Source organism: Microbacterium sp. TW_SC_2, assembly GCF_055361165.1.
In genome coordinates this window covers 60,373-73,084 of the sequence record NZ_CM143952.1, presented here as the reverse complement: position 1 = coordinate 73,084, position 12,712 = coordinate 60,373, and the positions used below count along the sequence as shown (strand labels likewise).

Annotated in this window: 13 protein-coding genes; 8 read left to right on the top strand and 5 right to left on the bottom strand. The window is 69.8% G+C overall.

Features of this window, described 5'->3' with window-relative positions; genetic code table 11:
* Nucleotides 1-18: 18 nt before the first annotated feature.
* Complete coding sequence (locus ACWA14_RS00370; RefSeq protein ID WP_463795461.1) at nt 19-1,080, bottom strand: LacI family DNA-binding transcriptional regulator; 1,062 nt, start codon at nt 1,078-1,080, stop codon at nt 19-21.
* 60 nt (nt 1,081-1,140) lie between these two features.
* On the opposite strand from ACWA14_RS00370, the gene ACWA14_RS00365 reads away from it, so the two are divergent.
* The 3 genes from ACWA14_RS00365 to ACWA14_RS00355 all read left to right on the top strand — a co-directional run bounded on the left by ACWA14_RS00365 (nt 1,141) and on the right by ACWA14_RS00355 (nt 3,852).
* Nucleotides 1,141-2,376, top strand: coding sequence for an MFS transporter (locus ACWA14_RS00365; RefSeq protein ID WP_463795460.1), 1,236 nt, complete (start codon nt 1,141-1,143; stop codon nt 2,374-2,376).
* 47 nt (nt 2,377-2,423) lie between these two features.
* A complete protein-coding gene (gene nucS / locus ACWA14_RS00360; protein WP_463795459.1) occupies nt 2,424-3,119 on the top strand; it encodes an endonuclease NucS in 696 nt (231 codons plus the stop codon).
* A gap of 67 nt (nt 3,120-3,186) precedes the next feature.
* Complete coding sequence (locus ACWA14_RS00355; RefSeq protein WP_463795458.1) at nt 3,187-3,852, top strand: HAD hydrolase-like protein; 666 nt, start codon at nt 3,187-3,189, stop codon at nt 3,850-3,852.
* Nucleotides 3,853-3,956: 104 nt separating this feature from the next.
* Here ACWA14_RS00355 and ACWA14_RS00350 read toward each other — a convergent pair whose 3' ends face one another.
* The gene (locus ACWA14_RS00350; protein WP_042540947.1) at nt 3,957-4,163 is read right to left on the bottom strand and encodes a cold-shock protein; all 207 of its coding nucleotides are present in this window, start codon (nt 4,161-4,163) and stop codon (nt 3,957-3,959) included.
* A gap of 662 nt (nt 4,164-4,825) precedes the next feature.
* Between ACWA14_RS00350 and ACWA14_RS00345 the strand changes: the two genes are divergently transcribed.
* Nucleotides 4,826-5,644, top strand: coding sequence for a shikimate 5-dehydrogenase (locus tag ACWA14_RS00345; RefSeq protein ID WP_463795457.1), 819 nt, complete (start codon nt 4,826-4,828; stop codon nt 5,642-5,644).
* Nucleotides 5,645-5,727: 83 nt separating this feature from the next.
* The gene (locus ACWA14_RS00340; RefSeq protein WP_463795456.1) at nt 5,728-6,912 is read left to right on the top strand and encodes an alcohol dehydrogenase catalytic domain-containing protein; all 1,185 of its coding nucleotides are present in this window, start codon (nt 5,728-5,730) and stop codon (nt 6,910-6,912) included.
* An 85-nt stretch (nt 6,913-6,997) separates the two neighbouring features.
* Here ACWA14_RS00340 and ACWA14_RS00335 read toward each other — a convergent pair whose 3' ends face one another.
* The 3 genes from ACWA14_RS00335 to ACWA14_RS00325 all read right to left on the bottom strand — a co-directional run bounded on the left by ACWA14_RS00335 (nt 6,998) and on the right by ACWA14_RS00325 (nt 8,698).
* Nucleotides 6,998-7,288 (bottom strand): hypothetical protein, encoded by a 291-nt coding sequence (locus ACWA14_RS00335; protein WP_463795455.1) that lies wholly within the window; start codon nt 7,286-7,288, stop codon nt 6,998-7,000.
* Complete coding sequence (locus tag ACWA14_RS00330; protein WP_463795454.1) at nt 7,285-7,572, bottom strand: hypothetical protein; 288 nt, start codon at nt 7,570-7,572, stop codon at nt 7,285-7,287. Before ACWA14_RS00330 ends, ACWA14_RS00335 begins: the two co-directional genes overlap by 4 nt.
* Before the next feature lie 130 nt (nt 7,573-7,702).
* Nucleotides 7,703-8,698 carry a LacI family DNA-binding transcriptional regulator gene (locus tag ACWA14_RS00325; protein ID WP_463795453.1) on the bottom strand — a complete coding sequence of 332 codons (996 nt, stop codon included), beginning with the start codon at nt 8,696-8,698 and terminating at the stop codon, nt 7,703-7,705.
* 67 nt (nt 8,699-8,765) lie between these two features.
* On the opposite strand from ACWA14_RS00325, the gene ACWA14_RS00320 reads away from it, so the two are divergent.
* From ACWA14_RS00320 to ACWA14_RS00310, 3 genes are read left to right on the top strand one after another with little or no spacing between them, the layout of a single operon-like run.
* On the top strand, nt 8,766-10,259 hold the full coding sequence (locus tag ACWA14_RS00320; protein WP_463795452.1) for a mannitol dehydrogenase family protein: 1,494 nt from the start codon (nt 8,766-8,768) through the stop codon (nt 10,257-10,259).
* On the top strand, nt 10,256-11,260 hold the full coding sequence (locus ACWA14_RS00315) for an L-idonate 5-dehydrogenase (RefSeq protein WP_463795451.1): 1,005 nt from the start codon (nt 10,256-10,258) through the stop codon (nt 11,258-11,260). Before ACWA14_RS00320 ends, ACWA14_RS00315 begins: the two co-directional genes overlap by 4 nt.
* 41 nt (nt 11,261-11,301) lie before the next feature.
* Nucleotides 11,302-12,696: an MFS transporter gene (locus tag ACWA14_RS00310; RefSeq protein WP_463795450.1), complete on the top strand. Its 1,395-nt coding sequence runs from the start codon at nt 11,302-11,304 to the stop codon at nt 12,694-12,696.
* Nucleotides 12,697-12,712 lie beyond the last annotated feature (16 nt).

Here is a 12,712-nt window from a genome sequence, read left to right as displayed (position 1 = left end):
CGACGGGGACTCCCGCGGTCAGCGCCGCGGGGGCGCTGTGGTGGTGCCGGCCCGGAACTCGCACGTGAAGTGCTGCGTCTGCGCCCGCTGACCGTTGAGCATCCGCGCGACCTGTTCACCGGCGGCTCGGCCCTTCTCCACGGCCGGCTGCACGCTGGTCGTGAGCACGGGTCCGCCGAGACCATCCACGGCGATGCCGTCGAAACCGGCCACCGAGACGTCCTCCGGCACGCGCAGTCCCAGTTCCTCCGCCGCGCGGATGACCCCGACCGCGAGCAGGTCGCTCTGGGCGATCACCGCGGTCGGACGGTGCGCCGCATCGGCCAGCAGCATGCGACCGACGATGATGCCCTCGTCGATCAGGCTGCCCGCTGCCGAGATCGCCGGGGCATCCGGGAACACCGCACGCAGGCCCTCGAGCCGGTCGATCGTCACGTCGACGGTCGCGTCCGCGAGGCGCTCCGGCGTGACGAGCCCGCGCTCGCGCTCACTGTCGAGCGACAGCGTCACGAAGGCGACGTCGGTGTGTCCGAGATCCTTGACGTGCTGGGCGACCGCGGCCGAGGCGGCGGCGTTGTCGAGCGTGATCCGCGGGATCTCGTCGCCGGCGTCGCCCTCGATCACGACCACCGGGAGTCCACGACCGCGGACCACCTCGAGCGAGGCACGCGTGCGGCCGGAGCATCCGATCAGCACGAAGGCGTCGACCGGGGCGCTCGCCAGGGCCGAGCCGTCCTCGCCCGGCTCGTCGCGCATCAGGAGGATGCCGGCGCTGAGATCCGCGAGTCCGTCGGTCAGCCCGTCCATCATGGCCGTCGTGACCGGATCGAGGAAGGCCGCGCGCAGGTGGCCCTCGAGCACGACCGCGACAATCCCGCTGCGGCCACGGCGCAGGGACGCCGCGCGGGGATCGGGTCCGGTGTAGCCGAGAGCGGCGGCGGCGGCGAGCACGCGCTCCCGCGTCGCCTCCGCGACCTTGGCCTTGCCGCTGAACACCACGGAGGCGGTCGAGATGGCCACTCCCGCCTGGCGCGCGACATCGGCGATGGTCGCCCGACGCGGCGTCTCGAGACTGGTCATGCTTCGAGGATAGCTCGCTTCCGTCGCGCGAGATCGAATCGATTCGATAGGCTGTCCGACATGGAATCCGCCCTCACCCGCTCCCAGTTCGTCCGCTGGCGTGCCGCGATCTTCGCGATCTTCTTCGCCAGCGGTCTGTCGATCGCCACCTGGGCGTCTCGCGTGCCCAGCATCAAGGCCGACCTCGGACTCGACAACGCGCAGGTCGGGCTGATCCTGCTCGGCATGGGAGTGGCGTCGATCCTCGGCATCTCGACGAGCCCCGCGGTCATGGCCCGCACCGGTGCGCGTCGCGGCATGTTCGTGACGATGCTGCTGTTCGCCGCCGGCATCACGCTCGTCGGACTGGGCGCCACGGTCTTCGGCTCCGTGCCGATCGTGCTCGTCGGCATGGTGCTCTTCGGCTTCGGCAACGGCAGCGTCGACGTCATGATGAACGTCGAGGCCACCGCGATCGAACAGCAGATGGCGAAGACGATCCTTCCCGTGTTCCACGCGTTCTTCAGCTTCGGCACCGTCATCGGCGCCGGCATCGGCGCTCTCGCCGCCCACCTCGGCCTGAGCGTCGCGGTGCACGCGGGATTCATGGGGGCGCTCATCGCGATCATCGCGGCCGTCTGCGTCACCCAGGTGCCCGCACGTGCGGCCGCTCTCGACCCGGACCCCGGCGAGAAGCGGGCCTGGCGCGAGCGCCTGCACGTCGGCCTCGAGGCGTGGCGCGAACCGCGCACCTACCTGATCGGCGTGGTCATGCTCGGCATGTCCTTCGCGGAGGGCGGGGCGAACGACTGGATCGCGCTCGGCACCGAGCAGGGCCATGGCTTCGCCACCGGTACCGGAGCGATCGCCCTCGCCGTGTTCTCGGTCGGCATGACGGTGGTGCGTCTGTTCGGCGGGCCGCTCGTCGACCGCTTCGGTCGTGTCGTCGTGCTGCGCATCCTCGCCGGAGCGGCGGCATCGGGCATCCTGCTCTTCATCCTCGGACCCAACCTCCCGCTCGTGCTGCTGGGCGCGGCGCTGTGGGGCATCGGCGCCTCGCTCGGGTTCCCGCTCGGCATGTCCGCCGCGGCAGACGACCCGCAGAAGGCGGCGGCCCGCGTGAGCGCCGCCGCGACGATCGGGTACGTCGCGTTCCTGGGCGGCCCCCCGGTGCTCGGCATCATCAGCGAGCACATCGGGCTGCTGAACACGCTGTTCATCCTGGTCGTGCTGGTCGTGGCATCCGGTCTGTTCTCCGGCGCCGCACGTCCGCTCCGCGAGGACGAGAAGAGCCCCGTCCCGACCGCATCGACCTGATCGGCGGGCGGGGCGGCCCCGCACACGGATGCCGTTAGGCTCGACGGGTGCGTCTCGTCATCGCCCGCTGCTCCGTGGACTACACGGGCCGGCTCAATGCCCATCTTCCGCTTGCCACGCGTCTGCTCGTGCACAAGGGAGACGGGAGTCTGCTCGTGCACTCCGACGGCGGCAGCTACAAGCCGCTGAACTGGATGAGCCCGCCGTGCTCGCTCTCGAACGAGGCACCGGGCGAGGAGGAGGCCAGTGCCGGCGTCGTCGAGGTCTGGCGCGTCACGCACAAGAAGACCGGCGACGCCCTGCGCGTACAGATCTACGAGATCATCCACGACACCTCGCACGAGCTCGGCATCGACCCCGGCCTGCAGAAGGACGGCGTGGAGGCCGACCTGCAGCGTCTGCTCGCGGAGCAGGTGGAGCGCATCTCGGAAGGCGCGACGCTCGTGCGCCGCGAGTTCCCGACCGCGATCGGGCCCGTGGATCTGCTGGTGCGGGATGCCTCGGGCGCCGCGATCGCGGTCGAGATCAAGCGCCGCGGCGACATCGACGGCGTCGAGCAGCTCACCCGCTACCTCGAACTCCTCGGGCGCGACCCGCACCTCGCCCCCGTGCAGGGCGTGTTCGCGGCACAGGAGATCAAGCCCCAGGCCCGCGTCCTGGCCGAGGACCGCGGCATCCGCTGCCTGGTGCTCGACTACGACGACATGAAGGGCATCGAGTCGGGCATCCCTCGGCTGTTCTGAGAGCGCGCTTCGCTGCCGCCGCTGCCGAGGAGATCTCGGCGGCAGTCCAGCCCATAGGCTGGAAAGCATGGCAACTTCCCCCTATTCCTGCGTGCTCTGGGACGTCGACGGCACCATCGTCGACGCGTCGATCGGCATCCTGCGTCGTCTGAACATCGCTCTCACCCACTTCGGGCACCCGGCGCCGACGCGGGAGCAGCTGGTGCACTGGATCGGCCCGCCGATGTTCCAGTCCTTCCAGGACCAGGCCGGCATGACCCCGGAGCAGTCGGCCGAGGCCGTCTCGTTCTACCGCACCCTGGGCAAGGCCGACGGCTACACGACCGACGTGACCACCTACCCCGGTGTGACCGCGCTGATCCACGACCTGCACGCGGCGGGCGTGCCGCAGGCCACCGCCAGCTCGAAGCCGGAGAACCAGGTCGACGCGCTGATCGACCACTTCGCGCTGCGTCCGGCATTCCTCACCACGGTGGGGGCGACGCCCGACGAGTCGACGCTCGCCTCGAAGACCGACATCGTGGCCGAGGCGCTGCGCCGCCTGAGCGCACTCGGAGCCGACGTCTCGCGCCCCGTGCTGATCGGCGATCGGCACCACGACGTCGAGGGCGGCAACGCCAACGACGTGCCGGTGATCTTCGTCGAGTGGGGCTTCAGCGACCTGAGCGAGGGCGACGCGGCCGCGTTCCGTGTCGCCTCGGTCGAGGAGCTGCGGGCGCTGCTGCTGCACTGACAGCCCGCGCGCGGAGCGGCCTCACGACCCGAAAATGCACAGAACTCCCCGCCGGACCACGCGCAGGCGCGGATCCGGACGGGGAGTTCGGTGAAATCGCCGCCTCAGAGGGGGCGGATGTTCTCAGCCTGCAGGCCCTTGGGGCCCTGCGCCACGTCGAACTCGACTCGCTGGTTCTCTTCGAGAGACCGGTAGCCGGATGACTCGATGGCGGAGTAGTGCGCGAAAACGTCAGCGCCGCCGTCGTCGGGGGAGATAAAGCCGAAGCCCTTCTCCGAGTTGAACCACTTGACCGTGCCCTGGGTGCTCATGTACTGCCTGTTCTGCTGGTGAAGAAGCCGACGCAGGTATGCCCCGACATCGCTAACGCTAGTGGAGGAGGCCCCACGCTGAACAGTCAGTGCGAGAAGGTAACCCAAATGTTGCATGAGCGGCATTCGGGGCTCGGGTGCCCGTGCGTCCGGATCCGTCACGGCGAGGGCCCCGGAAAATGGTGTGGCCCTCACCGCGGGGGGAGCGATGAGGGCCGAAGACGACCGGAGGGTGCGTCAGATTCCAGCATAGACGATGTTTTCGATTCTTGTCCCCCATTTGGGGGACAAAACGAAAAAAAGATGCGATGATGGACGACAGCGGCCCCCTCGAATAGCCCATTGGGGACTGAACTACTCGAGAGGGCCCAATCGCATGCACGGATCGTCTTGCCTCTGGGGAAGGCAGCCCGTCTTCTGGGGATGACGGAGACGATCGAATCCCCTGTGCATGCACCTTCACCATAAGGGAGGACGCACGATCCCGCTATGGAATCTTGTTCCAGAAAGCGGGAAGGCGGACGGGTGGGGAAAAGGATCCGCAAGGATCGCAGGCTTCGAGAGGAGACAGGGCGAACAGCACGGAGGCACCTCCGGCGCCCTGTCTCCCTCGAAACCGCGAGACCGGCGTCCGATCCGACGGACCCCGGTAGCCTGATCCGGTGACCATGCTGAACAAGGACATGACGCTGTGCATCTCGCTCTCGGCCCGGCCGAGCAACAACGGCACGCGCTTCCACAACTTCCTCTACGAGGCACTCGACCTCAACTGGATCTACAAGGCGTTCGCGCCCACCGACCTCGCGCAGGCCGTCGCCGGCGTCCGGGGCCTCGGCATCCGCGGCTGTGCGGTCTCGATGCCGTACAAGGAAGACGTCATCGCCCTCGTCGACCGGATGGACGCTTCGGCCTCGGCGATCGACTCGGTCAACACGATCGTCAACGATGACGGCGTCCTGACCGCCTACAACACCGACTACTCGGCGATCGCGCAGCTGATCGAGCGGAACGCGCTCGACCCGGAGTCGTCCGTGCTGCTGCGCGGATCGGGCGGCATGGCCAAGGCCACCGCCGCCGCCTTCCGCGATGCAGGCTTCACCCGCGTCACGGTGATCGCCCGCACGGAGCAGGCGGGCCGCGCGCTGGCCGACCTCTACGGATTCACGTGGGCCGCGGATGCCGAGGGGCTCACCGGCGACATCGTGGTCAACGTGACCCCGATCGGGATGGCGGGAGGCGCCGACGAGCACGCGCTGTCGTTCGCGGACGAGGTGATCGCCGCGGCATCCGTGGTGTTCGACGTGGTCGCGCTGCCGGCCGAGACGCCTCTCGTGCGCGCGGGGCGGGCGGCGGGGAAGACCGTCATCACGGGCGCCGAGGTCGCGACGCTGCAGGCGCTGGAGCAGTTCGTGCTCTACACCGGCATCCGCCCGACGCCCGATCAGGTGCGCGCCGCCGAGGACTTCACGCGTTCCCCGTAGCGTCCCGCTCTGTCAACCCGGTGTACCGATCCGCCGTCGCGGGGGAGAGTGGTCCGTCCACTCACCGAACGACGGAGGACCCGATGAAAGCACTGACCTGGCAGGGAACACGCACGGTGACGGTCGAAGACGTCCCCGAGCCGAAGATCCAGGAACCCGGCGACGCCATCATCCGGGTCACCTCGTCCGCGATCTGCGGATCGGACCTGCACCTCTACGAAGTGCTCGGCCCGTTCATCGACCGCGGAGACATCCTCGGTCACGAGCCGATGGGCGTGGTCGTCGACGTGGGCAGCGGCGTGACGACGCTCAAGGTCGGCGACCGCGTCGTCATCCCCTTCAACATCTCGTGCGGCACGTGCTTCATGTGCCGCCGCGGACTGCAGTCGCAGTGCGAGACGACCCAGGTGCGCGAGTACGGGAGCGGCGCGGCCCTGTTCGGCTACACCAAGCTGTACGGCCAGGTGCCGGGCGGCCAGGCGGAGTATCTGCGCGTTCCCCTCGCGGACTACAACCACATCTCCGTGGGGAGCGACCTGCCGGATGAGCGATACCTCTTCCTGAGTGACATCCTGCCGACCGCCTGGCAGGGCGTCGAGTACGCGCAGGTTCCCGACGGCGGCACGCTCGCCGTCATGGGCCTCGGACCCGTCGGCCAGTTCGTGGCCCGGATCGGTCGGCATCGCGGCTACCGCGTGCTGGCGGTCGACCCGGTGCCGGAGCGGCGCGCCATGGCCGAGCGACACGGCATCGAGACCTTCGACCTGACCGACACGGTGATCGACGAGCTGCGCGATCTCACGGAAGGACGCGGTACCGACTCCGTGGTGGATGCCGTCGGGCTCGAAGCCCACGGCAACTCGGGCGTCGAGTTCATCCAGAAGGCCGTCGGCCTGCTGCCCGATGCGGCGGCGCGGAAACTGCTCGACAAGGCCGGGATCGACCGTCTGGCCGCGGTGTACGCGGGGATCGACGTGGTGCGCCGCGGCGGAACCGTGTCACTCAGCGGCGTGTACGCCGGAGACGCCGACATCATGCCGATGAAGACGATGTTCGACAAGCAGATCAGCCTGCGGATGGGGCAGTGCAACGTGAAGAGCTGGACCGACACGCTGCTGCCGCTGGTCGAGGACGCCGCCGACCCGCTCGGGGTCATGGACCTCACCACCCACCACGCCCCGCTGGAGGACGCCCCCGCGCTCTACAGCACGTTCCAGAAGAAGGAGGACGGCTGCATCAAGGTCGTCCTGCACCCGTCGACCGTGTGATCGACGGTGCGGGGTCAGAAGCGCCCCTCCCGGAGCCGTCTCCGGTGCGCTTCTGACCCCGCAGCGTCACTCCGCCACAGCCGGCTCAGGCGTCGCGAGCCTCGCGGCGCGAGCGGCGGGTGCCGATCCCCGGCTCATCGTTGTGCGTCGATTCGTCGGGGACGGATGCCTCGGACGCGGGGTCGACGCGCACGGTGGCACCGCCACCCGAGTCGGCACCGGCTCCGCCCGCCGGGGTGTCGCCGACGTACAGGAGCTCTCCGCTCCCCTCACCCTCGCGCGCCTCGAGGTGCTCGGCGATCCGCGCCTGCGCATCGGAGTCCTGCGGCCTCGAGACGTTCGCCGGACGGGTTCCGCCGTCCTCGGTGCCGCTCATTCGGCGGTCCGCAGATCGGTCGGGGCGTCGCCGCTGTGCTGCGCGCCCTCATCCTCGGGCGCGAGGTCACCCTGCCCGTCCTCGCCGAGCTCGGCCTCGACCGGGTCATCGCCCTGCGTCTCCGGCTGCGCGACATCGGCCGGGAAGACGCCGTCGGACGGATCCTGCGCCGCGACGCGCGCCTCGGCCGTCTCCTCCTCCTCGGGCACGAGCGGCTCCTCGGGAGCCGTCGGCATCTCGGGTGTCGGGACCTGACTGTTCACGAGACCATCGGGATTCGACATCCTGCACTCCGTTCGTCGGGGATACTGAGTCTCCCAGAATCGTGCGGATGCCGGAGAAAAGCAGCACCGTTGACAGCGGCGGAGCGCAGGAGTAGCCCGACCGGCCGCGCCGGATCGCGGCGGAGACGGCTCAGATCGCGGCGGCAGCCGGCGCCGCGGTGGAGGCGCGCACGATCAGCTGCGAGCCGAGCGTCACGACATCGCTGATGACGGTTCCCGAGATCGCCTGCAGGAGCAGGTCGACCGCGAGAGTGCCGCAGCGCTCGATCGGCATCTGCACCGTGGTGAGCCCCGGGGTCACCGCGCCGGCGAGGTCGATGTCGTCGATGCCCACGATGCTGATGTCCTCCGGGCACGTGCGTCCGAGCTCCGACATGCCCGCCTCGAGTCCGAGCGCGACGAGGTCGTTGTACGCCACGACAGCCGTGGCGCTGCTGGCCGCGGCGAGCGCGGCGGCGGCACGACCTCCCTGGATGGAGGCGGCGTGGTGGCTGAGGCGCGTCAGACGGATGCCGTGGCGCTCGCAGGCGCGCGAGATGGTGTCGAACCGGCGGGCGTCCGCCCAGGATCCGCGCGGCCCGGAGGCGTAGGCGACGTGCTGGTGGCCCAGCGCGACGAGGTGCTCGATCGCCTGCGTGGGGCCGTGCTCGGTGTCCATCACCACGCAGGGTGCGCCGTCGATCTGCCGGTTGACGACCACGTACGGCGTGCTCCCGACCAGCGCCAGGACTTCGTCGTCCGGCAGACGCGGCGAGCACAGCAGGATGCCGTCGAGCTTGCGCGCCTGCACGATCTGCTCGCGCTCGCGCCGGAGGTCTTCGTCGGCGTCGAACAGCACGATGCGATGCCGGCCGTGCCAGGCCTGGCCCTGGATGGCCTTGAGCAGCATCGCGTACACGGGGTTCGCGATGTCGGGCACGATCACGCCGATCGTGCGCGTGGCCACGCTGTTCTGCGGAGTCGAATAGCCGAGATCGACGGCGGCCTGCAGCACCCGCTCGAGCGTGCCGCCGGCGAGCCGGTCCGGTTCGCCGAACGCGCGGGAGGCGGTCGCGATGGACACGCCGGCCCGTCGTGCCACGTCCGTCAGTGTCGCTGCCACGTTCGCCTTCCGCTTCGTCGTCATCCTATGATCCTGCATCCCGACGTGTAACGGGTTGACAAGTTTGTACAACTCATACACACTGCTTTACATGACGATCATCGCCGATCACCCTCGGCCCGACAACGCCGGCATCCTGCACCTCGGGCTCGGCAGCTTCCACCGCGCCCACCAGGCCGTCTACACGGCTGCGGCCCTCTCGGCATCCGACGGCGACTGGGGCATCGTCGGCGTCGCCTCCCGCTCCCGCACCGTGGTCGACGCGATGCACTCGCAGGATCTCCTCTACACGGTCGCAACCGTCTCCCCCGAAGGCACCTCGCTGAGCGTGCCCGGAGTGCACACCGACGCCTTCGTCGGCGCCGCGCAGCCCGAGCGCGTGGTGGCGCAGATCGCCGACCCCGGCATCCGCATCGTCACCCTGACCGTGACGGAGAACGGCTACAGCTACTCGGCCGCGACGCAGCACCTCGACCTCGACGACGCCGCCGTGCGCGCCGACCTCGGCGGCGGAGCCCCGCGGTCCACGATCGGACAGCTCGCCCGCGGCCTGCAGGCCCGAGCGGCATCCGGCGCACCGATCTCCGTGCTCAGCTGCGACAACCTCGCCGCGAACGGCGCCCACACCGAGAAGCTCGTCCGGGAGTTCCTGCAGGCGCTGCCCTCCCGCGAGGGCGCCGACACGCTCGCGTTCCTCGACCAGGCGGTCGCGTTCCCCTCGAGCATGGTCGACCGCATCGTGCCGTCGACGACCCCCGAGCTCCGGGAGCGCGTGAGCGCGCTCCTCGGCACGCACGACGAGATCCCCGTTCCCGCCGAGCCCTTCACCATGTGGGCCATCGAGGACCGTTTCGCGGGCGGCCGTCCGGCCTGGGAGGCCGGCGGCGCCGTCTTCACCACCGAGGTCGGCCGGTACGAGCAGATGAAGGTCCGTCTTCTCAACGGCACGCACTCGCTGATCGCCTACCTCGGCGCGCTGCGCGGCGTCGGCACGATCCCCGAGGCGATCGGTCTCGAGGCGATCGCGACCGCCGCGCTCCGTGTGCTCCGCGACGAATACGAGCCGTCGATCGAGGTGCCGACGGGAGTCGACATCCGCGACTACGAGAGCCAGCTCTTCGAGCGCTGGGGGAACAGCGCGCTCGGTCACCGCACGAGCCAGGTCGGCACCGACGGCTCGGTCAAGCTGCGCCAGCGCATCCCCGAGCCCGCTCTGCAGGCGCTCGCCCGCGGCGAGATGCCGCACCTGATCGCGCTGACCGTGGCCGGATACCTCTCCTGCATCGCCCCGCTGCCCGGGTTCGATCCCGGCGGGCATGCGGCGGCCATGACGGATGCGGCCCGCGCGCCCCTCGCGGCCCTCGCCGCGACCGCGCGCACCGGGCGCGAGCTCGCCGAGCGCGTGATCACCGAACGGCAGCTCTTCGGCGACGGCCTCGCCGGGCACGACGCCTTCATCGGGCGGGTCGGCGATCTGATCGATACGATCCAGCGGCAGGGCGTCGATGCGGCGATCACGGATGCCGTCTCGGCCTCCCCTGCCCTCACGTCCGCACGGACCAACGCAGAGGAGATGCAGCCATGAAGGCTCTCGCCATCCACGGCAAGGAAGACATCCGCTGGGAGGATCGCGAGACCCCGACCCCCGGCGACGGCGAGGTGCGTCTCCGCGTGAGGTACGTCGGCATCTGCGGCTCCGACCTGCACTACTACTTCCACGGCGCCAACGGCGAGTACACGATCCGGGAGCCGCTCACGCCCGGCCACGAGCTCTCCGGCGTGGTCGACCTCGACCCCTCCGGCCGTCTCGCCCCCGGCACCCCGGTGACCGTCCACCCGGCGCGCTACGGCCCGAGCATCCCCGGCCTGGAGGACCGCCCGCACCTGCGTCCCGGCGGCGACTACTTCGGCAGTGCCGCGGCGAACCCCCACCGTCAGGGCGGGGCGTCCGAGTTCCTGATCGTCGAGGACCACATGGTCCGCGTGCTCCCGGATGCGCTCCCCCTCGAGCGCGCCGCCCTCGCGGAGCCGCTCGCGGTCGCGATCCACGCCGTGGGCCTCGCCGGGGACATCACCGGGAAGCGCGTGCTCGTGATCGGCGCCGGCCCGATCGGACTCCTCGTGGTGGCCGCGGCCGTGCACGCCGGTGCCGCGGTCGTCGGCGCCAGCGATGTGCGCACCGAACCACTCGACCGGGCCGCGGTCCTCGGCGCCACCGAGGTCTCCCTCGTCGGCCGCGACACGATCGCGGACGAGTCGTACGACGTCGTGTTCGAGTGCTCCGGCGTCGGCGTCGCCCTCACCTCGGCCGTGCGGGCCGCGCGTCGCGCCGGCACCGTCGTGCAGGTCGGCATGCTCCCGAACGCCGACATCGGGGTGAACCTCGCACCGATGCTCGCGAAGGAGCTGACGATCCGCGGCGCCTTCCGCTTCTCCACCGAGATCGACGACGCGGTCCGGATGCTGGCCGCATCCGACGCCCTCGACACGGTCGTCTCCCACGTCGTCCCGGCATCCGACGCCGTGCAGGCGTTCGCGCTCGCCCGCGACTCGTCCGCCTCCGCCAAGGTCCTGCTCTCCCTCTAGCGCTACCCCCCCCCCGTTCCTGGTCCGAAGGAGTACCTCTCATGTCCGAATCGCAGACGACGGCCACGGCTGTCGACGACCCCACCGCGAAGAGGTCCGTCCGCGACCTCGTGCGCGCCGCCATCTCCGGATGGCTCGGCACCGCCCTCGAGTTCATGGACTACCAGCTGTACTCGCTCGCCGCCGCACTCGTCTTCGCGGATCTGTTCTTCTCCTCCGAGAACCCGGCGGTCGCCGTGGTCGCCGCGATGGCGACGTACGGCGTCGGCTACGTCGCGCGTCCGGTCGGAGCCTTCTTCTTCGCCCGCCTCGGCGACAAGACCGGCCGCACGAAGGTGCTGTTCTACACGATCCTCCTGATGGGACTCGCGACCACCCTCATCGGCTTCCTGCCGACGTACAACCAGGTGGGCGTGCTCGCGCCGATCCTCCTCGTCCTGCTCCGCATCGCGCAGGGCTTCGGTGCCGGCGCGGAGATCTCGGGCGCCGGGGTCATGCTCGCCGAGTACGCACCCGCGAAGCGCCGCGGCATCATCGCCTCGCTCGTCGCGCTCGGCACCAACTGCGGCACGTTGCTGGCCTCGGGCATCTGGGCGATCCTCCTCGTCGCGTACAGCGAGCAGGAAGTCATCGACTGGGCCTGGCGCATCCCGTTCATCGGCAGCGCGGTCATCATGCTCTTCGCCATCTGGGTGCGCTTCAACCTCAAGGAGACCCCGGTCTTCGAGGAGCGCGACGACGTCGTCGACGGCAAGGCCCTCTCCCGTCAGGAGACGATCCAGCTCGCCACCGAGACGGGCGACGTGCGCACGCTCGAGGCGATGCAGCGCAAGCCCTGGAAGGCCTTCTCGATCGCGCTCCTGCTGCGCTTCGGCCAGGCCGGCAACTCCGGCATGATCCAGACGTACCTGATCAGCTACATCACCGTCGTGCTGCTGCTCGACCGCTCGATCGGCGTCAACGCCGTCATCGTCTCCTCGCTCGTCGCGTTCATCACCGTCCCGCTGTCGGGCTGGTTGGGCGACCGCTTCGGCCGCAAGCGGATGTACATGATCTGGGCGATCGTCGCGCTCATCGTCATCGTGCCGACGATGCTCATGATCAGCAGCGGTGTCACGCTGCAGGTCTTCATCGGCTACGTGGTGCTGCACAACCTCGCGGTGATGAGCTTCGCCTCGCTCGAGAACCTCACGCTCCCCGAGCTCTTCGGCGCGCGCAACCGTTACACGTTCACGGCCATGGCCCGCGAGATCGCGGCCATCATCGCGACCGGCGCCGGTCCCGTCATCGCCGCCGCCTGGGTCTCGGCCGTCACGGGCTCGTTCATCCCGATCATCATCATGCTGTTCATCTTCACGCTGAGCGCGCTGATCGCATCGATCTGGATGCCCGAGGTCGCCGGTCGCGACCTGACCGATCCGCGCGACGCGATCTGACCGTCCATCACGACCC